The sequence below is a fragment of the Streptomyces sp. WZ-12 genome (genome assembly GCF_028898845.1).
In the GTDB taxonomy this organism is placed as follows: domain Bacteria; phylum Actinomycetota; class Actinomycetes; order Streptomycetales; family Streptomycetaceae; genus Streptomyces.
Window position 1 is genome coordinate 2,079,672 of sequence record NZ_CP118574.1, and the last position, 24,693, is coordinate 2,104,364.

22 protein-coding genes are annotated in these 24,693 nt (G+C 73.8%); 11 read left to right on the plus strand and 11 right to left on the minus strand.

The features are described 5' to 3' along the window. The first annotated feature begins 74 nt into the window (after nt 1-74). Nucleotides 75-908, plus strand: a complete 834-nt coding sequence (locus PV796_RS08925; RefSeq protein ID WP_274912400.1) for an aldo/keto reductase — start codon at nt 75-77, stop codon at nt 906-908. 303 nt (nt 909-1,211) lie between these two features. After that, nucleotides 1,212-1,997: a VOC family protein gene (locus PV796_RS08930; protein ID WP_274912401.1), complete on the plus strand. Its 786-nt coding sequence runs from the start codon at nt 1,212-1,214 to the stop codon at nt 1,995-1,997. 78 nt (nt 1,998-2,075) lie between these two features. Here PV796_RS08930 and PV796_RS08935 read toward each other — a convergent pair whose 3' ends face one another. Next, nucleotides 2,076-3,026 (minus strand): class I SAM-dependent methyltransferase, encoded by a 951-nt coding sequence (locus tag PV796_RS08935; RefSeq protein WP_274912402.1) that lies wholly within the window; start codon nt 3,024-3,026, stop codon nt 2,076-2,078. A 131-nt stretch (nt 3,027-3,157) separates the two neighbouring features. Here PV796_RS08935 and PV796_RS08940 point away from each other — a divergent pair, with 131 nt between their 5' ends. Both PV796_RS08940 and PV796_RS08945 read left to right on the plus strand, forming a co-directional pair. Further along, the gene (locus tag PV796_RS08940) at nt 3,158-4,204 is read left to right on the plus strand and encodes a DUF1266 domain-containing protein (RefSeq protein ID WP_274912403.1); all 1,047 of its coding nucleotides are present in this window, start codon (nt 3,158-3,160) and stop codon (nt 4,202-4,204) included. A 147-nt stretch (nt 4,205-4,351) separates the two neighbouring features. Further along, nucleotides 4,352-5,302, plus strand: a complete 951-nt coding sequence (locus PV796_RS08945; protein WP_274912404.1) for a YihY/virulence factor BrkB family protein — start codon at nt 4,352-4,354, stop codon at nt 5,300-5,302. Nucleotides 5,303-5,323: 21 nt separating this feature from the next. On the opposite strand, the gene PV796_RS08950 is transcribed toward PV796_RS08945, so the two are convergent. Further along, nucleotides 5,324-5,635, minus strand: a complete 312-nt coding sequence (locus tag PV796_RS08950; RefSeq protein ID WP_274912405.1) for a 4a-hydroxytetrahydrobiopterin dehydratase — start codon at nt 5,633-5,635, stop codon at nt 5,324-5,326. 168 nt (nt 5,636-5,803) lie between these two features. Here PV796_RS08950 and PV796_RS08955 point away from each other — a divergent pair, with 168 nt between their 5' ends. After that, nucleotides 5,804-6,616 carry a helix-turn-helix domain-containing protein gene (locus PV796_RS08955; RefSeq protein WP_274912406.1) on the plus strand — a complete coding sequence of 271 codons (813 nt, stop codon included), beginning with the start codon at nt 5,804-5,806 and terminating at the stop codon, nt 6,614-6,616. Nucleotides 6,617-6,623: 7 nt separating this feature from the next. Here the strand turns inward: PV796_RS08955 and PV796_RS08960 are convergent, their stop codons facing one another. From PV796_RS08960 to PV796_RS08970, 3 genes are all read right to left on the minus strand, one after another. Beyond that, complete coding sequence (locus PV796_RS08960; RefSeq protein WP_274912407.1) at nt 6,624-7,025, minus strand: nuclear transport factor 2 family protein; 402 nt, start codon at nt 7,023-7,025, stop codon at nt 6,624-6,626. A 245-nt stretch (nt 7,026-7,270) separates the two neighbouring features. After that, nucleotides 7,271-8,686: an amino acid permease gene (locus PV796_RS08965; protein ID WP_274912408.1), complete on the minus strand. Its 1,416-nt coding sequence runs from the start codon at nt 8,684-8,686 to the stop codon at nt 7,271-7,273. 168 nt (nt 8,687-8,854) lie between these two features. After that, entirely contained in the window at nt 8,855-10,930 is a 2,076-nt protein-coding gene (locus PV796_RS08970; RefSeq protein ID WP_274912409.1) for a phage holin family protein, read from the minus strand. 287 nt (nt 10,931-11,217) lie between these two features. On the opposite strand from PV796_RS08970, the gene PV796_RS08975 reads away from it, so the two are divergent. Further along, nucleotides 11,218-12,012: an MBL fold metallo-hydrolase gene (locus PV796_RS08975; RefSeq protein ID WP_274912410.1), complete on the plus strand. Its 795-nt coding sequence runs from the start codon at nt 11,218-11,220 to the stop codon at nt 12,010-12,012. Beyond that, on the plus strand, nt 12,009-12,695 hold the full coding sequence (locus PV796_RS08980) for a DedA family protein (RefSeq protein WP_274912411.1): 687 nt from the start codon (nt 12,009-12,011) through the stop codon (nt 12,693-12,695). Before PV796_RS08975 ends, PV796_RS08980 begins: the two co-directional genes overlap by 4 nt. A gap of 23 nt (nt 12,696-12,718) precedes the next feature. On the opposite strand, the gene PV796_RS08985 is transcribed toward PV796_RS08980, so the two are convergent. The 3 genes from PV796_RS08985 to PV796_RS08995 all read right to left on the minus strand — a co-directional run bounded on the left by PV796_RS08985 (nt 12,719) and on the right by PV796_RS08995 (nt 16,290). After that, entirely contained in the window at nt 12,719-14,110 is a 1,392-nt protein-coding gene (locus tag PV796_RS08985; RefSeq protein ID WP_274912412.1) for an MBL fold metallo-hydrolase, read from the minus strand. Between the two features lie 210 nt (nt 14,111-14,320). Then, nucleotides 14,321-15,637, minus strand: coding sequence for an aminotransferase class I/II-fold pyridoxal phosphate-dependent enzyme (locus PV796_RS08990; protein WP_274912413.1), 1,317 nt, complete (start codon nt 15,635-15,637; stop codon nt 14,321-14,323). A gap of 185 nt (nt 15,638-15,822) precedes the next feature. Further along, the gene (locus tag PV796_RS08995; RefSeq protein ID WP_274912414.1) at nt 15,823-16,290 is read right to left on the minus strand and encodes a GNAT family N-acetyltransferase; all 468 of its coding nucleotides are present in this window, start codon (nt 16,288-16,290) and stop codon (nt 15,823-15,825) included. A gap of 221 nt (nt 16,291-16,511) precedes the next feature. Between PV796_RS08995 and PV796_RS09000 the strand changes: the two genes are divergently transcribed. The 3 genes from PV796_RS09000 to PV796_RS09010 all read left to right on the plus strand — a co-directional run bounded on the left by PV796_RS09000 (nt 16,512) and on the right by PV796_RS09010 (nt 19,594). Beyond that, nucleotides 16,512-17,999 carry a bifunctional phosphatase PAP2/diacylglycerol kinase family protein gene (locus tag PV796_RS09000; protein ID WP_274912415.1) on the plus strand — a complete coding sequence of 496 codons (1,488 nt, stop codon included), beginning with the start codon at nt 16,512-16,514 and terminating at the stop codon, nt 17,997-17,999. A gap of 286 nt (nt 18,000-18,285) precedes the next feature. Next, nucleotides 18,286-19,101, plus strand: coding sequence for a class I SAM-dependent methyltransferase (locus PV796_RS09005; protein WP_274912416.1), 816 nt, complete (start codon nt 18,286-18,288; stop codon nt 19,099-19,101). Nucleotides 19,102-19,240: 139 nt separating this feature from the next. Beyond that, the gene (locus PV796_RS09010) at nt 19,241-19,594 is read left to right on the plus strand and encodes a VOC family protein (protein ID WP_274912417.1); all 354 of its coding nucleotides are present in this window, start codon (nt 19,241-19,243) and stop codon (nt 19,592-19,594) included. A 472-nt stretch (nt 19,595-20,066) separates the two neighbouring features. Here the strand turns inward: PV796_RS09010 and PV796_RS09015 are convergent, their stop codons facing one another. The 3 genes from PV796_RS09015 to PV796_RS09025 all read right to left on the minus strand — a co-directional run bounded on the left by PV796_RS09015 (nt 20,067) and on the right by PV796_RS09025 (nt 24,174). Then, nucleotides 20,067-20,987 carry an NADP-dependent oxidoreductase gene (locus PV796_RS09015; protein ID WP_274912418.1) on the minus strand — a complete coding sequence of 307 codons (921 nt, stop codon included), beginning with the start codon at nt 20,985-20,987 and terminating at the stop codon, nt 20,067-20,069. 133 nt (nt 20,988-21,120) lie between these two features. Further along, a complete protein-coding gene (locus PV796_RS09020; protein ID WP_274912419.1) occupies nt 21,121-23,121 on the minus strand; it encodes a DUF5107 domain-containing protein in 2,001 nt (666 codons plus the stop codon). Between the two features lie 147 nt (nt 23,122-23,268). Further along, on the minus strand, nt 23,269-24,174 hold the full coding sequence (locus PV796_RS09025; protein ID WP_274912420.1) for an arginase family protein: 906 nt from the start codon (nt 24,172-24,174) through the stop codon (nt 23,269-23,271). Nucleotides 24,175-24,311: 137 nt separating this feature from the next. Between PV796_RS09025 and PV796_RS09030 the strand changes: the two genes are divergently transcribed. After that, nucleotides 24,312-24,647, plus strand: a complete 336-nt coding sequence (locus PV796_RS09030; RefSeq protein ID WP_274912421.1) for a DUF6204 family protein — start codon at nt 24,312-24,314, stop codon at nt 24,645-24,647. Nucleotides 24,648-24,693: the final 46 nt, after the last annotated feature.

The following is a 24,693-nucleotide window of genomic DNA, read 5'->3' on the forward strand; positions in this document are numbered from 1 at the left end:
CACGGGAATGTCCGGCGGCGGATGATCGTTGTCGCCGGAGAACAAGCAACGCCGACGTAAGGATCGAATTCCCCGTGAGCACGGTTCCGTCCATCACGCTCAACAACGACGTCACGATGCCCCAGCTCGGTTACGGCGTCTGGCAGATCCCCGACGAGGAGGCGTTCACCGCCGTCGGCCACGCCCTGGAGGCCGGGTACCGCAGCATCGACACCGCCGCGATCTACGGCAACGAAGAGGGCACCGGCAAGGCGCTCGCCTCCTCCGGCATCGCCCGCGAGGAGCTCTTCGTCACCACCAAGCTGTGGAACTCCGAGCAGGGCTACGACGCCACCCTCCGCGCCTTCGACGCCTCGCTCGACAAGCTGGGCCTGGAGTACGTCGACCTGTACCTGATCCACTGGCCGCTGCCGGCCCGTGACACGTACGTCGACACCTACAAGGCGTTCGAGAAGATCCACGCCGACGGCCGCGCCAAGGCCATCGGCGTCTCCAACTTCCTCCCCGCCCACCTGGAGCGGCTGCTCGGCGAGACCTCCATCGTCCCGGCGGTCAACCAGATCGAGCTGCACCCGCAGCTCCAGCAGGCCGAGTCCCGCGCCTTCCACGCCAAGCACGGCATCGCGACCGAAGCCTGGTCGCCGCTGGGCCAGGGCAAGGGCCTGCTGACCGACGCGACGGTCGCCAAGCTGGCCGAGAAGCACGGCAAGACCCCGGCCCAGGTGGTCCTGCGCTGGCACCTCCAGCTCGGCAACGTGGTCATCCCCAAGTCCGCCACCCCCTCGCGGATCCGGGAGAACTTCGACGTCTTCGGCTTCGCGCTGGACGACGCCGACCTGGCGGCGCTGGCCGGCCTGGACTCCGGCACCCGCCTCGGCCCCGACCCGGCCACGTTCGACGTGGTCTGAGCGGCGCGTCGGCCCGCGGGCCCCGCATGACGCCGGCCCGAGTGCCGTTCCGCGGTGTTCGGCGCCGAGCCGGCGCCGTGGTGCTGTGCGGCGCCGTCCGTCCCGTCCGGGGCGGGCGGCGCCGCTGCGTAACGGGGGCGTCACCGTGGGGCGTTGCGCCGGCGCGCAAGGGGTGCGGCGCCCCCGAGTGGCGGGTTCGGCGGGCGGCGGGAACCGTGGAGAGGGAGGCGGCTCCGGCGGTGCCGGCCGTCGCGGACGGCCGCCGCAGGGCAGCAGCCACCACTCCGCCCCAGGAGGCCACCGATGTCCGACGTCACCACTCCCTACCCGCCCGGGACGCCCTGTTGGGTCGACCTCTCCGCCCCCGACCAACAAGCCGCCATCGGCTTCTACTGCGACCTCCTCGGCTGGACCGGCGAGATCGGCCCGCCCGAGACCGGCGGCTATGCGGTCTGCCAGCTGAACGGCAAACCGGTGGCCGGCATCATGGCGGCGATCGCGATGGGCGACCAGCCCGCCCCACCGACGGTCTGGACCACCTATCTCTCCTGCGCCGACGCGGCGGCCGCCCAGCGGTCGGTGGAGTCCGCCGGCGGCACCGTGCTGATGCCGGTGATGGACGTGATGACGCTGGGCCGGATGTTCATCGCCGCCGACCCGACGGGGGCGGTCTTCGGTGTCTGGCAGCCGGTCGACTTCCGGGGCGCCGGCGCCGTCAACGAACCCGGCGCGCTGATCTGGAACGAGCTCAACACCACCGACCGGTCGGCCGCCTCCGCCTTCTACCGGGCCGCCTTCGGCATCGAGCCCGCCGCGGCGGAGGGCGTCGAACACTACGACACGCTCCAGGTGGCGGGCCACCCCGTGGGCGGCATGCAGCCGATGCCGGAGCACCTGCCGGCCGATACGCCCTCGCACTGGCTGACGTACTTCGCGGTGACGGACGCCGATGCGGCGGTCGCCAAGACCGACAAGGCCGGCGGCGGGGTGGTCCGCGAACCGTTCGACATGTTCGCCGGCCGGATCGCGGTGCTGGCCGACCCGCAGGGCGCGGTCTTCGCGGTGATCCACCCCAAGTCCGGGGAGTGAGGGGCGAGTTGGGAACACCGTGCGTCAAGGAGGCGGCGGCCCGGCCCGATTGACGCGGTCCAGCGGTCGGGCGCCGGCTCACTGCTCCGGTGCGCGGGCGGTGTGCACCGTCTGGGCGGAGAGCAGGAAGACGTCCGGGCGGCGGGTGACGCCGGCGGGGTCGTGGGGGTCGGTGAGGCGGGTGAGGGTGCTGAGGTCGTCCGGGTCCAGCCGTTCGCGGTGGGACTCGACGGCGCGGCCGAGGGTGGCCTGGAGGTGGCGGCGGGCGTCGTCGGGGAGCGGGGCCGGCAGGTCCAGCAGGAAGCTGCGGGTGCTCGGGGTGCGCAGCCCGGCGTTGGCCAGGAAGGCGGGCCAGTCCTCCAGGGTGTCGGTGGCGTCGGGCAGCGCCGCCCGCATCTCGGTGAACCAGTCCTCGGCGGCCGCGTCCAGCCGGGCCTGGAGCCCCGGGCGGCCGATGCCGAGGTCGCGGGGGAGGAAGCGCGGGGCGAGGCCGCCCTCGGCGATCGCCAGCAGGCCGCCGGGGCGCAGATGGCCGGCGAGGGCGGCGACCACGGCGCGTTGGTCACCGACGTGGTGCAGCGCCTTGCTCGACCAGATGAGGTCGGCGCCGCCGAGCGGGTCGAGGCCGTGCGGGACCTCCGCGCAGTGGGTGTGGATCCGGTCGGCCAGGCCGAGCCGTTCGGCGCGGGCCCGGGCGCGGGCCAGCAGCGCCTCGGTGGCGTCCACCGCGCACACCTCGGCGTCCGGGAAGGCCCGGGCCAGCAGGCAGCTGACGACCCCCGGTCCGCTGCCGACGTCGAGGACGCGCCGCACGGTCACGGCCCGGCTCGGCGCGCCGACCGCGGCTGACCCGTCGTCAGGCCCGGTGGTGGAGAGCAGTGCGCGCAGCCAGGCGGCGACCTGTTCGTGGAGCGGGGCTTGGATCTCGGCGCCCCGTTCGAGGTACGGGCCGAGCACTTCCCAGTCGATGGTGGCGCCACTGTGGTCGCTAGCGTGGTGCCGGGGCGCGGGGCGGTCGTGACTGCTCATGGGATTGAGCCTCCGGTACGGGGTGGGCTCCGGCAAGCGGCGGGCCGGGCCGGTGGCCCCGTCCACCGCCCCTGGTGACGGTCGGGGTCGGGGCCGCCGTAGGGTCTTGGCCTGTGGCTACTCCGGGATGGATGCCGCCGACGGAGACCGAGCGGCGGCTGTACGAGGCAACGGCACGTGGGGACGAGGGCGGTCAGATAGCGGCGATCGCCGGCGAGGATCTGTATCTGGCGGTCCCGCAACAGGGTCAGGACCCGCTGCCCGTCTACGACGATCCGGTGGCGGCCGGTAAGTGCATTCCCGTACTGACGCGCGGCATGCTGCCGGCGTGGGAGCCGCAGCGGTTTTTCGACCGGGTGACGGTCGAGGAGTTCGCCCAGGACTGGCCCAACGACAAGTGGCAGTTGGCGGTCAATCCGGGCACCCCGTTCGCCGCGTACCTGCGCGCGACGCCCGCGCACCGCGGCCGTTGGATGCAGACGAGGACACAGCTCGGGGCGCGGCCGGGCGGCTTGTTGGTGACGCACTACGGCGGGCCGCTGCACGGCCCGTTGGCGCAGGGGCTGGCCTGCGGGGCGCCGCTGGCGGTGCACCACAGCGTGCCGTGGAACGAGTTGGGGACCGCGTTCCTGGACTCCTCGGCGGACGCGGAGACGCTGCGCGCGCAGTGGTCGGTGACGGATCCGGTGGGCTGGCAGCAGCGGTTCGAGCAGATGCTGGGCGGGTCGTTCGTGCCGGCGGAGGCGGAGGCGGCGTTGTGCGCCCGGGCCGCGGGGGCCGACGGGGGCGGGCCGGCGGGCAGCGGGGAGGCGCCCGCGGTACCGGAGTTGGTGGGCCGGTACGAGGAACGGTTCCGGACGGACGGGCTGCTGCCGACGGACGGCCGGGTGGCGTCCGTGGTGGCGTTGGACCTGGCGCACGCGGTCGGCCTGGTCCGTTGGGGGCTGGGCGCGCGGCTGTGCGCTCCGCCGCAGGCCGAGCAGGCGGTGGCGCGGGTGTCGGCCCGGGCGGCGGAGGTCTACGGCTCGTGGGAGGGGTTCGCCGCGGGGTATGCGCTGGGGCGGGTGTTGGCGTTCGACAACGGCTGGTTCGGGCCCGCGTACGCCGAAACGGTGCACCTGCACCGGGTGTTGACGCAGGATCCGGCGTCCCCCTGGCGGGCCCTGCCGCTCGGCTGATGCCGCGGCCCGCCGTTGCCGGCGGGCGGCCGGGCTCCGGTCTCGTCGCGGGTCGGCGCCGCCGCGGGGGATGATGCAGGGGCTAGGGCCGGGACGATGCCGGGCCAGTTCGGCACTGAGGGCGGATGCGACATGGGCGGGAGCGGTATGCGGGGGGTCGCGCGGCGGGGGTCCGGCACGGGGGCCAAGGCCGCACCGTCCGACGCTCCGGTGCGGACCGGGCCGGAGCGGCCGGCCCGTCGGACGGCCTGGCAGCGGTACCGCACGGCGCTGCGCCGCACGCCGCTGTCGGTCTGGCACGACGACCTGACGGACTACGCGGCGAGCCTGACGTACTACTCGGTGCTGGCGCTGCTGCCGTCGGCGATCGTCACCATCTCGCTGATCGGGCTCGCCGATCCGGCCGGCACCGAGCAGTTGATCAATCGACTGAGCTCGATCGCGCCGGCCGAGTCGGGCGCGACGGTCCGGCACGCGCTGGTGGTGATGGCGCAGCAACGGGCGGCCGCCTGGGTGGTGGTGGGCGGCGCCGCGGTCAGCGCGCTGTGGTCGTCGTGCAGTTATCTGGCGGTGTTCCGGCGGGCGTTGCACGCGATGCACCGGGTGAAGGACGACCGGCCGCCGTGGCGGAAGGCGCCGCGCATCCTGGTGACCGCGCTGCTGCTGATGGCGCTGCTGATCAGCAGTGCGGTGGCGCTACTGGTGAGCGGGCCGGTGGCGTCGGCGTTGGGGCGGGCGCTGAGCTTCGGCGAGACGGGCGAGACGCTGTGGAACGTTCTGCAGTGGCCGCTGTTGCTGGTGTTGGCGACGGTGTTGGCGATGGTGCTCTTCCGGTCCGGGCCGCCGAGTTCCCGTGGGGTGCGCCGGGCCGTGCCGGGGGGCGTGGTGGCGGTGCTGCTGTGGCTGGTGTCGTCGGCGGGCTTCGCCTTCTACGCGTCGTACGTGGGCACCTTCAACCGGCTGTACGGGTCGCTGGCGGGGTCGGTGGTGTTCCTGATCTGGCTGTGGTTCTCGAATCTGTCGCTGCTGTCGGGGGCGCAGTTCAACGTGGAGTTGGCGCGCGCCGGGCGGGTCGTCCGGCCGCGCCGTCCGAGCTGACGGGGCCGGCGGGGCGGCCGGTCAGCGGGCGCCGTGCCCGGCGGCGACCTCCTCGATGCGGCGGGCCAGGCCGAAGTCGAGGTAGGTGATCCGGCCGCCGATGCTGTGGGTGTTGACCGTGATGGTCAGTTGGTTGTAGCCGAGGGTGAGTTCGGCGTGGTGGCCCAACTCCTCCTGGATCTGGGCGATGTGGACGACCATCGCGGCGCCCTGGAAGTGCCGGTCGAAGCGGTAGCTGCGGCGCAGCCGGTCGCCGTCGGCGGTCCAGTCGGGGAGCTCCAGGAGGCGGTCCTGGATCTCCGACGCGTCGAGTGGTGCCACCTGTGCGCTCATCACGCTCGCCTTCCGCCGGGGTACGGGTCGCCGCCGCCGGGGCGGCCCTTCCAGCCTGTCACGGCTGCGGGGGTTCCGCGTCCGCCCGCGGTGCGCGCCGGGGCCGCGCACCCACCCGATCCCCGAAGTTACCGTCGGTAATGCCGCTCGTTCGGCTACCGTCCGGTCATGACGACTGCCACGGCGTCCGCGCCGGTAGCCACGGGAGTGGGCGCGCTGCTGCGGGAATGGCGCGACCGGCGCCGGATCAGCCAACTGGAACTGGCGCTGCGCGCCGACTCCTCCGCCCGCCACATCAGCTTCATCGAGACCGGCCGCGCCCGCCCCAGCCAGGAGATGGTGCTGCGGCTGGCCGAGCACCTCGACGTCCCCGTCCGGGAGCGCAACGCCCTGTTGATCGCGGCCGGTTACGCCCCCGCCTTCCCCGAGACCCCATTGGACGACCCGTCGATGTCCGCCCTACGGGCCGGCATGGAGCGCCTGTTGGCGGGCTACGAGCCGTACCCCGCCCTGGTGTGCGATGGGACGTACCACGTCCAGGCCGCCAACCGGGGCATGGGGATACTCCTGGACGGCGTCGATCCGGAGCTGCTGCGGCCGCCGATGAACGCCATGCGGATCACCCTCCACCCGCGCGGCATGGCGCCCCGCATCCGCAACTTCCTGGAGTGGCGCGAGCATCTCTTCGCCCAACTGGACCGGCAGTTGGCGCTGTTGCGGTCCGCCCCGCTGCGCGCTCTGCACGAGGAGGTCAGCGCCTATCCCCTGCCGGACGGCGGACGGGCGGGCGCCGCCTCGGCCGAACACCCGCCGTTCGCCCTGCCGTTGGTGATCGAGCACCGCGGCACGGTGCTGTCCTTCCTCTCCACCATCGCCACCTTCAACACGCCGATGGACGTGACCGTTTCGGAGCTGGCACTGGAGGCGTTCCTGCCCGCCGACCCCGAAACGGCCGCCCATCTGCGCGAGGTGGCCGGGTGAGGCCGGCTCAGGCCGTCGGGACGCGGTCCAGGAAGCCGAGCACCGCGGTGATCCGACCGTCCGCGGCCAGCCGCACCACGTCGAAGCCGGCGACCGGCGCCGACCCGTCCGGTGCGACCAACTCCCAGCCGAACCGCGCGATGTCGTGGTGGCCGTCCACCGCGCCCAACGGCCGGAACGCGAAGCCGGGGAACTGCTGGTGCGCCCCGGCGATCGCCGCCCCGAGCCCGTCGTGCCCGGCGACCTCGACCAGCGGGTCGGTGTAGGTGACCCCCTCGGCGAACGCCGCGGCGACGGCCTTGGCCCGCGCGCCCTCCTCGGTGGCGTTCCACGCCTCGAAGTACCGCTCGGCGGCGGCCGCGTGGTCGATGGCCGGCCCGGAAGCGCCCTGCTGCACCTGCTGCGACATCTCGAACTCCTGGTGGTATCCGTCGTGACATCCGGTACGGATCCGGCGCGGGTCGAGGCGCGGATCCGGCCGACCGGCTACTGACGGAACGTCAGCACCGCGTCGGCACCGATCCACGGGCCGGAGTGCGCCGGCCCGTGAACCGATGCCTTGACTCTGCCGGAGCGGAGGGCGGGGGTCGATTACGCGCAAGGTAATGCCCCTGGTCGCAGGTGCGGCCAGGGGCGGAGGGGTGGGCGGGGCGGCTAGTTCACGGCCGGGCCGGTGGTCGCGACGGCCGGCTCCGCCGGGGCGTCAGCGGTCGCCTTCTCGGTCGCGTCCTCGGTCGCGTCCGGCGAGCGGCGCCCGCGGCCCGCCCGGCGGGCCGCCAGCAGCGCGTAGACCAGGATGCCGGCGAAGAGGAACAGCACGCCCTGGTAGATCGCCTGGTAACCGGCGCCGGCCACCAGCCAGAAGGTGAAGCCGAAGGCCGCCAGGGCGATGGTCAGGTCGCGGACGAAGCGGCCGGGGCGGACCCGGTCGCGGCGGTCGGTAAACAGGAAGTAGATCTGCGCGGCGGCCGCGAGGAGGTAGGGCACGGTGGCCGAGAAGGTCGTGATCAGCACCAGGGTCTCGAAGACTCCGGCGCTGCCGCCGCCGAGGTAGTTGTTCACCGTGAGGGCGGAGGCCAGCACTGCGGCGGCCAGCACGCCGAAGGTCGGCACCCCGCGCCGCTTCTTGAGGAACACCGCCGGGAAGAGGCCGTCCTTGGCGGCGGCGTACGGGGACTGGGCGCTCATCAGCGTCCAGCCGTTGAGCGCGCCGAGGATGGAGATCACCGCGGCGGCCGCGATGACCGCACCGCCCCAGTGGCCGCCGAACATCGCGTTCACCGCGTCCGAGAACGGCGCCTTGGAGTGGACCAGCTTGTCGTGCGGGACGGAACCGAAGACCGAGAGGGTGCCCAGCAGGTAGACCACGGCGGCGCCGAGGGTGCCCAGGACGGTGGCCCGGCCGACGTTGCGCTCGGGGTTGCGGACCTCGCCGGCGCTCATCGTGGCCGACTCCACGCCCAGGTAGCTGTAGAGCAGCATCGCGGCGGACGCGGAGAGCCCGCCCAGCATGCTGCCGCTGCCGGCGTGGAACGCCCCGATGTTCTTCGGGTCGAAGAAGAACAGCCCGGCGACCGCGATGAGCAGCAGCGGCACGAACTTCAGTACCGTGGAGACCAGTTGGACCGCGCCGACGTAGCGGGTGCCCGCGAAGTTGGCGAGGGCCGGCAGCCACAGCGCGGCCAGCGCCACCAGGAGGTCGGTGGTCGGTGACTCATGGCCGGGGAAGAGCACGTGCACATAGCCGACGGCGGCGACCGCCAGTGCGGCGTTGCTGACCCAGGACATCGTCCAGTACGACCAGGCCGAGAGGAAGCCGGCGAAGTCGCCGAACGCCTCGCGGGCGTAGATGTAGGGCCCGCCGGTGTCCGGATGGCGCCGCGCCAGCTTGCCGAAGACCAGGGCGAGGCAGAGCGCGCCCACGGTGAGGATGCCGAAGGCGACCAGACTGATGGTGCCGAAGGGGGCGACCGAGGCCGGCAGCAGGAAGATCCCGCCGCCGATGATGTTCCCGATCACCAGGGCGGTGGCTGTTCCCAGACCGAAACGGCGGGTGTGCCGGTCTTGCATGGCGTGGTGGGCCTCTCATCGTGCTGTGCACCCGGGTTTGCCGGGACACGCCATGTTCGGTGACCCGGGGGCCCCCGCAAAATCACCGACTTTTGTCCCGCGGGGGGCGGGTGCGACGGAAAAAACCTCCGGCGGTCCGGCCCTTCGCCGCAGGTCGTCCGCCTTTCCTCAGAGCGGCCGCTCCGGCAGGTCGACCCGGTGCGGGCGCGGGCCGACGGGCACTTCCGGGCCGTCCGCCTCGCGCAGCCAGCGGCGCAGCACCCGGTGGATCTGCTCGGCGCCGACCAGCGGGGCCCCGTCTTGGGCCGGCGGGGTCAGCTCCGCGGGCCACAGCAGGAACGGTCGGCTCTGCGGGCCGCCCAGACCGCCGTGCGAGCCGATCTGCTCCTCGAAGGCGTGCACCGCGCCGGTCGCCGGATCGCAGGCGGAGTTGATCATGAGGTCGGCGACGTGGGGGAAGCGGTCGGTGCGGCGGACCGCGTCGGCCGCGCCGGGTCCGAACGGCGCCAACGGGTCGGCGCCGATGACCCGTCCGGTGTCCAGGTGGTGCTCGCCGCCCTCCGGGCCCAGCGCCACCGCGCCGTCCGCCGCCGAGCGGACCAGCACGAAGCCGATGCCCGGGTGGCCGGCGAGGGTGCCGAGCAGCGCCGGGTGCCGGCGGTCCAGTTCCTCGCGGGTCATCCGGTGGGGGACGTCCGGGAACGACACCAGGCCGAGGTTGCCGGAGGCCAGCACGACGGGCTGCGCCCCGCGCCGGTCCCCGTCCGCGGTCCCCTCGGGCCGGCCGAGCGCCGCCCGCGCCGCCTCCCGCGCCTCGGCGCCACTGGGGGTGCGGCCGGCCCGCCGCCGCACCGGCAGCCCGCAGCCGGCGCGGACCAGGTCGCCCAGGGTCAGCCCGTAGCGGTCCCGGAAGGTCGCGCCGGGGCTCTGCCCGTGGTCGGAGAGCAGCACGATGCGGTACGGGCGGGGCGCGTGCCGGGCGGCCTTGGCGAGCAGCGCGAGGGAGCGGTCCAGGCGGCGCAGCACCTGGTGGGTGTCGCGGTGCCCGGGGCCCGAGTGGTGCGCCACCTCGTCGTAGGCGACGAGGTCGGCGTAGACCGCGGTGCGACCGGCCAGCATGTCGCCGGCCACCGCCGCGACCACCACGTCCCGCTCCACGACGGTCGCGAACGCCCGGATCACCGGGTACAGCCCGCCGCGCTTGACCCGCGGCCGCTCGCGGCGGCAGCGGCTGCGCAGCGCCTGCCCGATCTCCAGGAGGACCTCGGCGACGAAGGAGACCGCGGTGCGGGTGGCGTTGGCCGGGTCGGAGAAGTAGGCGAAGTAGCCGGCCCGGGAGCGGTTGCGCCGGTCGCGCCGGGCGGCCACCGACATGACCAGGGCGACCTGGTCGGCGCCGCCGCTGAAGAGGTTGCCGCGGCTGGCGCCGTCCCGGGCCAGCAGCCCGTCGTCGCCGGTGCGCGCGACGGCCCGGCGCTGGAGCTCCGCGGCGCTGCTGGGCCGGTTGCTGACGATGAGGTCGCCGGTCTCCTTCTCGTACCAGCGGAACGCCGGCAGGTCCTCGTTGCTGCCGTGCAGGATGGCGAGTTGGCTGGCGCCGGTCTGGCTGGACCAGTCGGTGTGCCACTCGGTGACCCGGTGGCTCCCGCCGAGCCAGCCGGCGACGGTCTCCATCAGGGGCCGCTCGCCGCTCGTCGCCTCCAGGAGGACGTCGTGGCCGACGCCGTCCAGTTGGAGGAAGACGGTCCCCGGCGTGGCCGGGACGCGGTCCGCGGCGGCCCGGCGTCCCCGTCGGCCGGCCAGCCGCACCAGCCGCCGCCGGTACGCCTCGTCGTTGCGGACCGCCAGGAAGGTGGAGGTCGCCGAGGAGGCCGCGGACATCGCGGCGGCGACGATCATCGCGGTCTCCGGGGTGGTCTGCCCGCGCCCCGCCGGGATCAGGCTCAGCGCCACCAACAACATCGAGCCGTTGAGGAAGAACACCAACAGCCCGAGCACCAACGCCGGCACCAACAGCAACGCCCGCACCAGCAGTGGCCACACCAGCGCGCTGAGCAGGCCGAACGCGCCGGCGCCCAGCGCGGCGGTCACCGCGGTCCGGGTCAGGCTGTCCCCGCCGCCGGCCTGGAGCCGGAAGTCGGGCAGCACGACGGCCAGCACCAGCAGGGTCAGGCTGGAGACCGCCCAGACGGCCAGCACCCTCAGCAGCGCGCCACCGAGCGCCTTCCACCGCGGGGTCCGCACGCCGTCCCGTCCTCTGCGCTCCGGCCCGCCGCACCAGCCGGGCAGGCATTCCGGCCAAGGGTGTCATCAAAGCGGCCGGCTGTCACAAAGCGGGCGGACGCCGCGGAAGGGCGCGGCCCCTGGGGCCGGTGCGCGCGGGGGCGCGGCAACGGGAGGGGCCCGACATCGCCCCTCCGTACGGAGGGGCGCCAGGGATGGGAGAGGATCGAAGGACAGCGCAAGGGGCCCGGAGGACCCGGCGGGGCGACCGGCGCGGGCGCCCCACCCGACCGGAAGGCGGACGGAACATGACGGTGGAGATCACCTGGTGGGGACATGCCACGGTGACGATCGAGGACGCCGGCGTGCGGGTGCTAACCGACCCGCTGTTCGTCGCGCGCCTCGCCCACCTGCGCCGCCGCCGGGGCGCGCTGCCGCCGCCCGCCGCGGCCCGGGCCGACGCGGTCCTGATCTCCCACCTGCACGCCGACCACCTGCACCCGCCGTCGCTGGCCCGGCTCGCCCCCGGCACCCGGCTGATCGTGCCGCGCGGCGCACCGGCCGCCGTACCGGGCCTGCGCCGGGTCGCCGCGGCCCGCCGCCTGCCGCTCACCGAGCTGCGCCCCGGCGAGGAGTGCCGCCTCGCCCCGGGCCCCCTCGCCCCCACCGTCCGCGCGGTACCGGCGGCGCACGACGGCCGGCGGCTCCCGTACGGACCGCACCGCGTCCCCGCCCTCGGCTACGTCCTCCACGGCACGGCCCGCACCTACTTCGCCGGCGACACCGGCCTGTTCGCCGAGCTCCCGGACGAGGTCGGGCCGTGCGACGTGGCGCTGCTCCCGGTGGGCGGCTGGGGGCCGTGCCTGGGCCCCGGCCACCTGGACGCCCGACGGGCCGCGCAGGCAGCATCTGTCCTGGCGCCGTGCAGCGCCATCCCGATCCACTACGGCACCTACTGGCCGATCGGCCTGGACGCCGTCCGGCCGCACGAATTCCACGCGCCGGGCCAGGAGTTCGCACGACAGGCCGCGCTGATCGCGCCGGACGTGACCGTCCACCGCCCCGACCACGGCGAGTCGGTACGCCCGAGGACCACCCGATGACCCCCACCACGACACTGGCCGACGGCCTCCACCAGGTGATCACCCACGCCCCGCCGGAATCCACCCAACAGGCGGTGGGCTACCCCTCGCTGTTCCTCCTGGTGGTGCTCGGCTCGCTGGTGCCCGTCGTCCCTACTGGCGCGGTGGTCAGCTCGGCCGCGGCCGTCGCCTTCCACCACAGCTCGCCGCTGGCCGTGCTGTTCGTCTTCGTGGTCGCGTCCTGCGCCGCGTTCCTCGGGGACCTGGGCCTGTACTGGCTCGGGCGGCGCGGCCTCAACTCCCGTAACGGCTCGCGCTGGCTGGCCCGCCTACGGGACCGCGCCACACCGGAGCGTCTGGCCCACTCGCAGCGTCAACTACGGGAGCACGGCGTCCTGGTACTGGTGCTCTCCCGTCTGGTACCGGCCGGCCGGATACCGGTCATGTTGGCCTGCCTGCTCGCCGCGATGCCGCCCCGCCGGTTCGCCCGCGGCGACCTCCCGGCCTGCCTGGCCTGGGCGGCGACGTACCAACTGATCGGCCTGCTCGGCGGCTCGCTGTTCCGCGAACCCTGGCAGGGCGTGGCCGCGGCGATCGGCCTGACGGTCCTCTTCACCGCCGCCCCGGCCGCCTGGCGCCGCCTCCGGCCGGCATCTTCGGGCGAGGGCGCTGGGCGGGCCGGCGGGGGTGACGGGGGCTGTTGACCGGGGTCGAGGGGGCGGCTGCCTCAGCGCCCCTCCCCCACCCGCGGCTCCGCCGTCGCCGGCTCCCCCGCTCCCGACTCCCCCGTCGCCCGCGACTCGACCGCCCCGGCCTCGACCGCTCCCGGCTCCGTCGCCCTCGGCTCCAACTCCCGTGACGCACCCACTGGTAGGTCCCACAGGTCCGACGTCGGACGTCCGGTGGCCGCCCAGGCGGCCCGGATGCGGTGCAGCGGCTCCAACGGCGGCTCGGCCGAGAGCAGGAACGTCGACCAGTGCATCGGCGCCAGATACCGCGCGCCCAGGTCCTGACAGGCCCGGACGGCCTCCTCCGGGTCGGTGTGCACCGGGCGCAGCATCCAGCGCGGGTCGTACGCGCCGATGGGCAGCAGCGTCAGGTCGATGTCCCGGTAGCGGCGGCCGATCTCCTCGAACCAGTGGCCGTAACCGGTGTCCCCGGCGAAGTGGATCCGCCGCCCATCGGGAGCGGTGAGCACCCAACCGCCCCACAGGGAACGGCAGGTGTCGGTCAGCGTCCGCTTGCTCCAGTGGTGCGCGGGCACGAAGTCGAACCGCACCGGGCCGCCGGGGCCGGGCAGTTCCACCGCCTCCCACCAGTCCAGGTCGGTGACCCGGGTGAACCTGCGCCGCCGGGCCCAGGACGCCAGCCCCGCGGGGAGCAGCAACGGGGTGTCGCGCGGCAACCGCTTCAGCGTCGGCGCGTCCAGGTGGTCGTAGTGGTTGTGGCTGATGACGACGGCGTCCACCGGGGGCAGGTCCTCCCAGCGGACCCCTACGGGCGTGACCCGCGCCGGCGTCCCCAGGATCTTGCGTGACCAGACCGGGTCGGTGAGGACGGTCAGACCGCCGATCCGGATGACCCAACTGGCGTGCCCGGCCCAGGTCAACGCGATGGTCGAGGGGCCGGCGTCCGGCAACGGCCCGGGTTCGAAGGGCAGTTGCTGGATCTGCCGGAGCGTCTCGGGCACCGGGCGGAGCTTGCCCTCCCGCGCGATCCGGGCCAACGCCCGGACACCGGGCAGCGGCGCGGTCAACCGGTCGGTGAAGTCGCGCGGCCAACTGCGCAACTCCGCCAGGGGGCGCGGCTCGGCCAACGGGGGCGGTGCGGTGTCCGGAAGCGGTACGGAGTCCGGAAGCGGTGCGGAGTCCGGAAGCGGTGCGGTCGCGGTGCGGCCGGCCGGCTCGGCGTCCCGCTCACCGCCCGTCTCACCGTTCCGGTGGCCGCTGTTGGGGTCCTCGCGCTCCTCGGCGGCGGGGCATCCCTCGGTCCGAGACGGCTCGGCCGACGACGGCTCGGCACGAGACGGGGTACGGGACGTTTCGGTACAGGACGCTTCGGTACGGGGAGGCTCGTCGAGGGAGCGCCCCGCGAGAGAGCGCTCGGTCTGTTCGGTCATCCAGGAACTCCATTCGATGGCCGGGCGGAACCGGAGTCACGGGGCGGGCGGGTGAGTCGTGGCGGAGCGGGACCAGCGCGGGCAGAGAGGGAGGAACGGAGGAAGGGGGCCTCCCCTGGAGCCGGGCATCGGAGCGCCAACGGGGGTCAACGAGGGGCGAGACGCCCCGGCGCCCCACTCCCGCCGCCCCGACACCCCGCACCCGGCCGCTCAGCGTTCCTCGCCCCCTTCCGCGCGCCAGCCCCCACCCGCGGCGCCCGTCCCCGCCGCCCCCGCGGTACCGCCGGGCCCGTCCGCCCCCGGCCGATCACCGCCGTCGCCCGCCACCCCACCCAGCTCGGCCAGCACCCCCGCCAAACCGCTCAACCCGTCCCGCACGTGCGACAGTTCCAAGGGATCCGCCGCATCCAGCACGCACTGCCGCTGCTCCGTATCGACGCCGAGCAGCGGATCCGCCCCCAGGCGCACCCGCAACGCGTCCGGATCGTCCTCGAAGTGGTGCCCGCCGCGGGCCGCCCAGGGCGCCAACTCCCGTTCCAGGGACGCCGATCCGGCGATGCCACGCGCGGCCAGCGGGCGCCGCAGCGGTTCGAGGTCGGCGTAGAGGACGCTGCCCGCGTGCGGCGGGCGGCACAGCGCGCCGGCCGCAGTGAGCGTGCGGTACAGCGCGCCGGTGAGCGCCCCGTATACCCGGGCGGCGGCCGCGGTCCGCTCCCGTACGGCGCCGGACTCACCGAGCGCCCGGGTCACCGCGCTGGCCAACGGCCCAGGCAGCGGCGTGCGCAGCCGGGCGAGCGTGTGCAGCACCGCGTCCCGGAGGACGGCACCCCGTCGAGTGCCCGGAAAACGGGCCAGCGCCGCTGGCCAGGAGGCGGGCACCAACGCGGCTCGCAGGTCGGTCAGCACCACGACCTCACCGGGCAGCATCTCGGCCGGGCTGAGCACCACGGTGTCGTGCGGATCGTGCAGCAGATCCCGGCGCGACTCGTCGCTGATCACCCACAGCCCCTCCTCGGCCGCCGCCTCGCACACCTCGTGCAGTTGTTCCGGGGGCGGGCAGGTACCGGTGGGGTCGTCGGCGACGGACAGCACCAGGACGCGCGGGGTGTCGCCGTGCATCCGGGCCCGCCGCACCGTCTCCAACAGCGCGAACGGGTCCGGCAGCCCGCCCGATTCGGCCGGCACCGGCGCCAGGTGGACCGCCCGCCCGAGCAACCGGGCGGGCGGCGCGTACCAGGGCGAACAGGGCCGGGGGAGCAACACCGCCCCGTCCACCGCGGCATAGAGGGCGAGCAGCAGGACGGACGCGCCCGGGCCGGCGAGCACCCGGTCGTCGGGGGTGTGCAGACCGCGGCGCTCCCAGTAGCCGCAGGCGGCGGCGCGCAGCGAGGCGGAGCCACCGGGGGGTTCGGGGGCGGTGCGGTCGGCGGCGGCGGAGAGGTGCGCGGCGAGCTCCGGGAGGACCGGCAACCCCACCGGCGGGGCCGGCTCCGGCTCCCGCTGCGGATCCGGGGCGGTCCGCTGCATCCGTACCTCCACTCCACGGCGGCCGGTCGATCGTGGGCCCATCACATGATGAACGGCCCCGACCACCTTCGCAGATCACCGCGGTGGCGACGGCGGACGACACGTCCCCGGAGGGTGACCGCGCCACACCGAGCCAAACGGGACGACCACCACCGGACGCCCCTCCCCTCCTCTCTCCCCGCCCGCTACCTTCCCGCCTCTCGCCCGGCCGGCGGCGGCGCCGCGTACCGGTACACCTCCACCTCCTCGGCCGCTCCTCCCGCACCCCACACCTGCCGCTCGCCGCCGCACCGCGCCCAGCCCCGCCGCTCGTACAGCGCGACGGCCGACGCGTCGGAGGTCTTCACCTCCAGGACGAGCCGCACCCCACGGAGCACCGCCTCCGCCTCGACGGCCGCCAGCAACCGCGCGCCGAGGCCGCACCCGCGGGCGCGGGGCGAGACGTAGAGCCGGCTGACCTCCCGCCCGCACAGCGCGGCATGGCCGAGCACCGCCCCGCCCGCCTCGGCGACCCACGCGGCCGACAGCCCGTCAGGCGTGAGCCAACGCGCCGGTTCCTCGGGCCAGTGGTGGGGGTAGCCGCTGTGCGCATGCACCTCGGCGAGCACCGCCACACAGGCATCGAGGTCGACATCCGACCGCCTCCTGATCACCCCGCGCGCCCGTTCACCCAACGCCCCCGCGCCTGTGCCTGTGCCTGCCCCGCTCACCCACGCCCCCTACCCACCCATGCACCTGACGCCCAACTACCCATACATCTTGCCTCGCCTCACCCACCCCACCCACCCCGTCCGCCCCACCCTCAACCCACCCACTCCCCTCCAGACCCCGCTCGGGCCAGCCTGCCCGTCCCTTCCGGGGGTACAGGTGCCCCATGCGCACACGAACGCTCGTCAGCACCCTCGACCGGTGGGCCTTCGACCGGATCGCCTCCCGCGACTGGCCCGGCGCCCAGCGCGTACTGCCGCGACTGACCCGCAGCGCCAATCACGGGCTGTTGTGGTTCGGCATCGCGGCGGGGGCGGCGGCGTGGGGCGGGCGACCCGCGCGCCGCGCCGCCATGCGCGGGGTGGCCTCCCTGGCCGTGGCCTCCGCGACCGTGAACACCCTCGGCAAACGCTCCGTGCGCCGCGCCCGCCCCCTCCTGGACGCCGTCCCCGTGGTGCGCCAACTCGGCCGCCAGCCCTTCACCTCCTCCTTCCCGTCCGGCCATGCGGCCTCCGCCGCCGCCTTCGTCACCGGCGTCGCCTTCGAGAACAAGTGGTGGGGACTGACGCTCGCCCCGCTCGCCGCCTCCGTGGCGTTCTCCCGGGTCTACACCGGCGTGCACTACCCGGGCGATGTGCTGGCGGGCGCCGCGCTCGGCGTGGGCGCGGCCTTCGCGGTCCGCGGGGCCGCGCCGACCCGCGCCCAACTGGCCCCGCCCGCCCGGCCGCGCGCCGAGGCGCCCGCACTGCCCGGCGGGCGCGGGCTGTTCGTGGTCGCCAACGCGTCCTCCGGGCAGCGCTCGGGCCCGCGTCCCGACCGGGCCGCGGAGGTGCACGGGGTGCTGCCGCACGCCGAGGTGACGGTGTGCGGCGGCCCGGACGGACCGCCGGTGGACCAGGCGTTGGCGGAGGCCGCCGCACGGGCCGGGGCGCTGGGCGGCGCGCTGGGGGTGCTCGGCGGCGACGGCACCGTCAACGCGGCGGCCGCGGTCGCGATGCGGCACGGCCTGCCGCTCGCTGTCCTCCCAGGCGGCACCCTCAACCACTTCGCCTACGACCTCGGGATCGAGACCCACGCGGAGGCGGCGCGCGCCGTGGAGAGCGGCGAGGCCGTCGCGGTCGATGTGGCCCGCTTCCGCGCCGAGCCGCACCGGGAGGCCCACCACTTCCTCAACACCTTCTCCATCGGCGTCTACCCGGAGTTGGTACGAATCCGCGAACGGTGGGCCCACCGGATCGGGCCCTGGCCCGCGGGAGTCCTCGCGGCGTGGGAAGTGCTGCGCTCCGCCGCGCCGTTGAACATCGAGGTCAACGGCGAACGCCACAGCATCTGGCTGCTGTTCGTCGGCAACTGCCAGTACCGCGGCCTGGGCACCGCCCCCGTACGCCGACACGACCTGGCCGACGGCGTGCTCGACGTCCGGGTGGTGCACGGCGGCCGCCTGGCCGGCACCCGCCTCCTCCTCGCCGCCCTGCTCGGCACCCCGCGCAGCTCCTCCCTCCTGCGCGAGGCCCGCCTCCCCCGCCTACGCCTCAGCGGCCTCCGAGACGGCACACCACTCGCCTACGACGGCGAAGTCGCCGAGTTCACAGGCGAGTTGGCCCTGGACAAGGAGACCGAAGCCCTGACGGTATACCGCCTCCTCCGCGACTGACGGGCGGTTCGACTGGTCAACTTCCTTGGAGGACAGGCCATTTACCCCTCCTAGCCCCCACCCTTCCCCATCCTCCTCCCCCCCTCCGGCCCCGCCTCCCCTCCCTCCCCCACCCCCCCCCTCCCGACCCCCCTCCTCCCCATCGTCCACATCGCAAGACGCATCTCTCGTCATGCGAGACGCCGGCGTACCGTGTGAGTGCAGCACGCCGCAGGGCATCCGCACCCGGCCCGTGGTCCGCCATGGCCTCGTGCGACCGCCCCCGATGTTCGCCAAGGAGCCGTCCATGCCGCAGGAATCCGCCGTATACACCCACGGCCACCACGAGTCCGTACTGCGCTCGCACAACTGGCGCACCGCCGCCAACTCCGCCGGATATCTGCTGGATTCACTCCTCCCCCACATGCAGATCCTGGACATCGGCTGCGGCCCCGGCACCATCACCGCCGACCTGGCGGCCCTGGTGCCGGACGGCCAGGTCACCGGCCTGGAGTACGCCCCCGCCGTACTGGACCGGGCACGCGCCACGGCTGCCGCCCGCGGCGTGGAGAACGTCCGCTTCACGGTCGGCGACGTCCACGCCCTGGACTTCCCGGACGACACCTTCTGCGTGACGCACGCCCACCAAGTCCTCCAGCACGTGGGCGATCCCGTGCAGGCCCTGCGCGAGATGCGCCGCGTCACCAAGCCCGGCGGCATCGTCGCCGTCCGCGATTCGGACTACGCCACCATGACCTGGTACCCGGAGGTCGAGGGCATGACCGACTGGCTGGACCTGTACCACCGGGTGGCCCGCGCCAACGGTGGCGAGCCCGACGCCGGACGCCAACTGCACGCCTGGGCACGCCAGGCCGGCTTCTCTCCGGAGAGCATCAAAGCGACAGCGAGCGCCTGGTGTTACCAGACCGCCGAGGAGCGGAACTGGTGGTCCGAGCTGTGGGCGGACCGCACGGTCGCCTCCTCCTACGCCGAGATCGCCATCGACAACGGGCACGCCACCCACGACGACCTGACCCGCATCGCCGCGGCCTGGCGGGAGTGGGGCGCCCAGGAGGACGGATGGTTCGCCCTGCTGCACGGCGAACTCCTCTGCCGGGTCTGACATAAGCGCCTGGCGTCAGCCGTAACCACCCACGTCAGCACGACGCCTCCACCGCCCCGCCTCCACGGCACGACCACATCGCAGTCACACCGTCGCCAAGGTTCGCGCAGCCGCGGGCCGCCCAACTAGGCTGATTCATATGGACATTCTGGGGACCTCACTTCGGGTATGTGTCGGCGATCTCGATGCCGCGGTCACGGTCTACGAACGACTGACCGGCACCGAGGCGATCCGTTTCCAGCGCGGCGGGGTGGCGGTAGCTGCGGTCGGGTGCTTCTTCCTGATGAGCGGTCCCGAGGCGGAACTGTCGGTGCTCCGGAAGATCACCGCGACCATCGCCGTCAAGAACGTCGACGCGGCGGTGGACGACCTCACCGCGGTGGGCGCGGACATCATCGCCGGACCACTGGCCACCCCCATCGGCCGGAACGTGGTTGCCCGCCACCCCGACGGGTCGATCTTCGAGTACGTCGACCGCGTCCAGATCAGCTAAGGCCCGCTCCACCCGACCGGCTCATCTCATCTCACGTCACGTCATCCCCCTTTCCAGCACCCGCGGTTCGTCAGTTCGCCGCACTACGCCACGCCTCGCAACAGGGGTGCCCGAGCCTCGCCATGCCCTGAGCCAAACTGTCGGACGTGCGATGTGCGGCGTCCCCTGACGTTGCGGGCGCGCCGTTGGGCACGGTGCTTAGGTGCGGTGCTGGGTGGGCGGGTGGGCGGGTGTTTACCCAACACCGCGCTTCTTCCTTCGCGTTGGTTAAGCACCGCTCCCCACGCCAGGCAGTGGCACACCTGCGGCGCGCCCCACTGGGCCCGCGTCAGCCACATGACGGCGCGATCCGATGGGGCCCGCCCCTCGGCCGGCATCCGTCACCCCTCACCCTCGTGCGCTCGCGCCACTCACTCCCCTCACCTCCTCACACCGCTCGCGCAGCTCACGCCTCTTGGGCCCCTCACGCCCCTCACACCTCCAGAATGATCTTGCCTTGGGCTCGGCCCGCCATGCTGAGCCGGAACGCCTCCGCGGCCTCCCGTAGCGGAAGCACCGTGTCGATCGGCACGGTGAGCTTTCCGGCGTCGGCGAGGATGCCCAGTGCGCTCAGATCGGCGGCGTCCGGTCTGACCCAGACCATGTGGCCGCCCTTTGCTCTGACGTCGCCGTCGGTGATGGACACCACTCTGCTGCGGTCCTTCAGCAACTCCTGGGAGACGTCCACGGCCCCGCCGCCGACGAAGTCCATGGCGGCGTCGACGCCTTGGGGCGCCAGGGCCCGCACCCGCTCCGCCAGTCCGTCGCCGTAGGTCACCGGCTCGGCGTCCAGGGACCGCAGGAACTCGTGGTTGCGCTCGCTGGCCGTGCCGATCACGCGGGCCCCCTCGGCGACCGCGATCTGGACCGCCAGTGAACCGACCCCGCCGGCGGCGGCATGCACCAGCACCAGGTCGCCCTCCCTCACCCGGGCCCGCTTGAGGGATTGATAGGCCGTCAGTCCGGCTAGTGGGAGCCCGGCGGCCTGCTGCCAACTGAGCGATGCGGGCTTGCGCGCCAGGGTCCGCACCGGGGCGGCGACCAACTCGGCGAAAGTGCCGTGCTGGACCTCGTCCTTGCGGACGTAGCCCATGACCTCGTCGCCCACCGCGTACTCGGTGGCGTCGACGCCGACCTCTTCGACCACTCCCGCCACGTCCCAGCCGGGGACGAGCGGAAAGTGGACGTACATCAGACCGTCCAGATGGCCCGCGACGATCTTCCAGTCGACCGGATTGACGCCGGCCGCCTTCACCCGGATCAGCACCGAGTCGGGTGCCACCTTGGGATCGGGTTGCTCGGAGTAGGTGAGAACCTCGGGTCCGCCATAACCGTTCGTGGTAATTGCCTTCATGACCGTCACAACGCGTGACGATCAGCGAAGATTCCACACCGTCGCGATCTTCTCCAACTGGCATATGCCAATTGCGCGCGGGGCGGGCCGGGTTGGGACACTGCCCCGTCCCGCCCCACCCAGCGCGCGACCGCTACGCCGTGTCCGTCGGTCGCATCCGGAACTCGTAGCGTTCCGGCAGCGGATGCTCCGCCCGCGCCCGCGCGGCGGTGTCCGCGTCGATCGGACCGTCCCCCGCCACCAGCCGTTCGGCGATGGCGTACCAGGTGTCGCTCAGCGCCTCGTCGCCCTCCCGCAGATCGGCGATCTCGAAGCCCTCGTCGAAGATCTCGCGGGCCTCCCGCGGCCGCCCCTGGGCGAGCAGCACCTGTGCCGCCAGCAGGCGGAAGCGCCCGCCCGCGCGCTCGGCCGGGCTCAGCGCCGCCAGCATCTCCCCGGCGTCATCGGCGCGTTCGGCCGCGAGCAGCGCGGGAACCGCCTCCCGAGCGAAGGCCGGCAGGACCTCTCGCCAGACCCGGGCGGTCGCCGGTTCGTCGGACGCTGCCGACCGCGCGACGCAGGCGAAGCCCTCGGCGAACCGGTCGGCGGCGTGCCCGGTTTCGCCCGCGACGGACTCGGCGACGGCCAGGCAGTACAGCGGCAGGCATCCGGCGCCGTGCGCCAGTGCACGCTCCCAACTGCGGACGGCCTGTGCTCGGTCCCCGGCGTGCCACTGGGCGAGCCCGAGGTGGTATTCGGCGGCCGGCCCCGGATGCGCAGACTCCAGGAGGTCGCGCCAGGCTGCGGAGACCGGTGCGGGCCCCGGTACCGGGCCGGCGGCCGGCAGTTCCCCGGTCCTGAGCAGCGCCAGCCAGGGCCGTTGCTCGGCGCCCAACGTGGCCGTGGCGAACGGCGTCCCAGGAAGGTCCCACCCCGCGCGGGCCACCTCAAGGGCGCCCCAGCCGGAGCCGGTCGCCAGTTGTTCCTTCGGTTCCTGGTCGGCGTGGGGGAGCCAGGCGGCGTAGGCGTCCTCGACCTGGGCGCGGGGCAGCGTCGCGGCCAGCCGTCCCTCGACGGCGTCGCGCGCCGCCGCCCAGTTGGCGCCGTGCACCGCCGCGGGATCGGCGGCCAGCGGCCCGTATGCCTCCAGCCAGGAGAACTCGCCTTCGGCATCGAGCGGCACGTGTTCCAACTGGGTGCGGGCCAGGCCCGCTTGGATCTCCGCGTAGCCGCCGGTACCGGGCTCGGTGAGCCACCGCTGCCAGCGCCGGCCGGCCCGCCCGGCGCCCCACACGAAGAGTTTGCGGCCGGGCAGGCCGTCCGTGGAGGTCTGCACCAGACCGCGGCCCTCACGGTCGAGGGAGGCGATCCAGGGGCGGGCGCCCTCGGGCAGGTCGTAGAAGTAGTCCGCGGGGAACTCGCTGCCCAACGGGTACGTCCGGTCGGCCCCGTCGGACTCCGGTACCGGGACGCGTCGCAGGGTGCGCTGGTATCCGAAGTGCCAGGCGTCCTCAGCCGGGGCCAGTACGCGGGTGTGCGCGTCCTCGGGGACGGCGGTGTTGGACCACCAGTACACCGGGACGGTGTGGTGGTGCGGATTGCGGATGCGCACGCCCACGTAGAGGAAGTCCGCGCCCTCGGGCAGCCACAGGTCGACCTGGAACGGCAGGTCGCGCAGTCGCTCCCACTCCCACAGCCGGAGCATCTCGCCGCCATCGGGGGCCGGCACCCGGGCGGCGTGCAGTGGGGCGCACGAGAGGGTGGTGTGCCCGGTGGCGCCGATGTTCCATTCGATGCCACCGGAGAACCACGCGCCGTTGAGGGCGAAGTCGGCGGGCTGCACCACCGGGTTGCGGTAGAGCAGTTCACGGCCGGTGGGCTTGTGGTGGAGGGAGTGGATCCGGCCGCCGAGGCCGGGCAGGACGGTGGCGCGCAGCCGGTCGTTCTCGATGACCAGGGCATCGAGGTCGGTGTTGCGGCGGTCCCGGCCGTAGCCGTCGCGCCTTCGGGTGGGCAGGATCGAACGCAGCGGCTCGTAGCGGAGCTGCCGCGCCATATCGGGCGGCGGGGCGGCTCCCGAGGGGACCTCGACGCGGTGCACGTCGCCGGGGTCGTGCAGGGCGGGCAGGGGGTTGTCCGGGCCGACGGCGGCCATGGGAAGGGTCAGGGTGGTGCGTCGCACACTCGTGGCCACGGCTGCCTCGCAAGATCGTGCCGGGCCCCCTCGGCTGCGGCGGCCCCCTGTTGACCATGGAACAACGTGATCGCCGGTCTGACCAGGGCCCCTGGAGACCGGGTGGGGTCAGGGTTGCGCAAAAACGCCCTCAAGGAGGTCGGCCAGCAGCACGGCCCCGGAGCCGTCGGGGTCGCGGTCCGGATCGTAGATCGCCACGTCGATCCCCACGCAGCGCGGGGAGGCCGCCAACGGGCCGAGCAGCGCCCGCAGTTCACCGGTGGACAGGCCATCGGGGTCGGGGCTGTCCACCGCCGGCATCACGGAGGGGTCCAGCACGTCCGCGTCCAGATGGATCCAGAAGCCGTCCAGCGGGGAGTTCTGGAGGTGCCCGAGCGCCGCCCGCGCGACCGTCTCCGGGCCGCGGCGCCGGATCTCGCCGACGTTGGTGCAACTGATGGCCAACCGCGCCAGCTCTGCCTGGTCGGTGTCCGCGTCCCGGATTCCCAGGAGGCTCACGTCCTCGTCCCGGACGTACGGGCGCAGGCCCTCGATGTCCGTCAGATCGGGTTGACCGCGCCCGGTGATCTGGGCGACGCCCTCGCCGGCCGCGGCACCAATGGGGCCGGACACCTCGGTGTTCCCCGGATGCCGGAAGTCACTGTGCCCGTCCAGGTAGGCGACGCCGTACCGTCCCAGGCGTCGCAGCGCGAGGACCGAACCCAGCAGGATGCTGCAGTCGCCGCCGAGGACGACCGGGAAGTCCCCGTTGCGGACGTGGCCCTGGATCCGTCGGGCGAGCCGCACGCTGTACTGGGCGAGCGCCGCGGCGTGGAAGTCCCCGTCTCCCTCGCGCCACTCTCCCAGGCCGTACCGGGGCGGCACCACCACCCCGCCCTCCTGGGCCCCGAGCCGCCGCAGCAGCCCCTGCTCCCGCAGCGCTCCGGCCAGTTTGTAGCAACCGGGCACGGCACCGGGGGCGGGTGGCCGCAGTCCCAGGTTGGAGGGGGCGTCGATCAGCACGTTCCGGCGCATACGGCGATCGTAACGGGCGGCGTCCAAACGGCCGGTCGTTGCAGGGGGTTGCAGGGAAAATGCGCGGGCGGCGCCGGGCTCGTGCGCATAGCCTCTACTGCTGCACACTGGGAACGGGAAGAACGGAAGCGGTGCAGATGGCCACGCAGCACACGTACCGGGTGATCGTCCGCGGCAAGTGGGACAACCTCACCGAGGAGGCGCAAGCGAAGCTGCTCGCCGAGGTCGATGACCACGGACTGGCGCAGATGAAGTTCACCCCCGAGGGCTCGCTGGCCTACGACAGCGCGCTGCACGCCTTCAGCTACCGCTACGTCATCGTCTCGGACGCCGAGTACGGCGAGGCGATGGCTGCCGCGCTCGGCGAGGAGAAGGCGGAGGACGCGCTCCGCGGGGCGGGTCTGGGCCACCGCGAACTGCGGGCCACCGCCACCGACATGGACACCATGAAGGTCAACCGAAAGGGCCGGTAGCGGCCTCCCCGTCAGAAGTGCCCTGGCTCCGCCGCCCCTTGGGGAG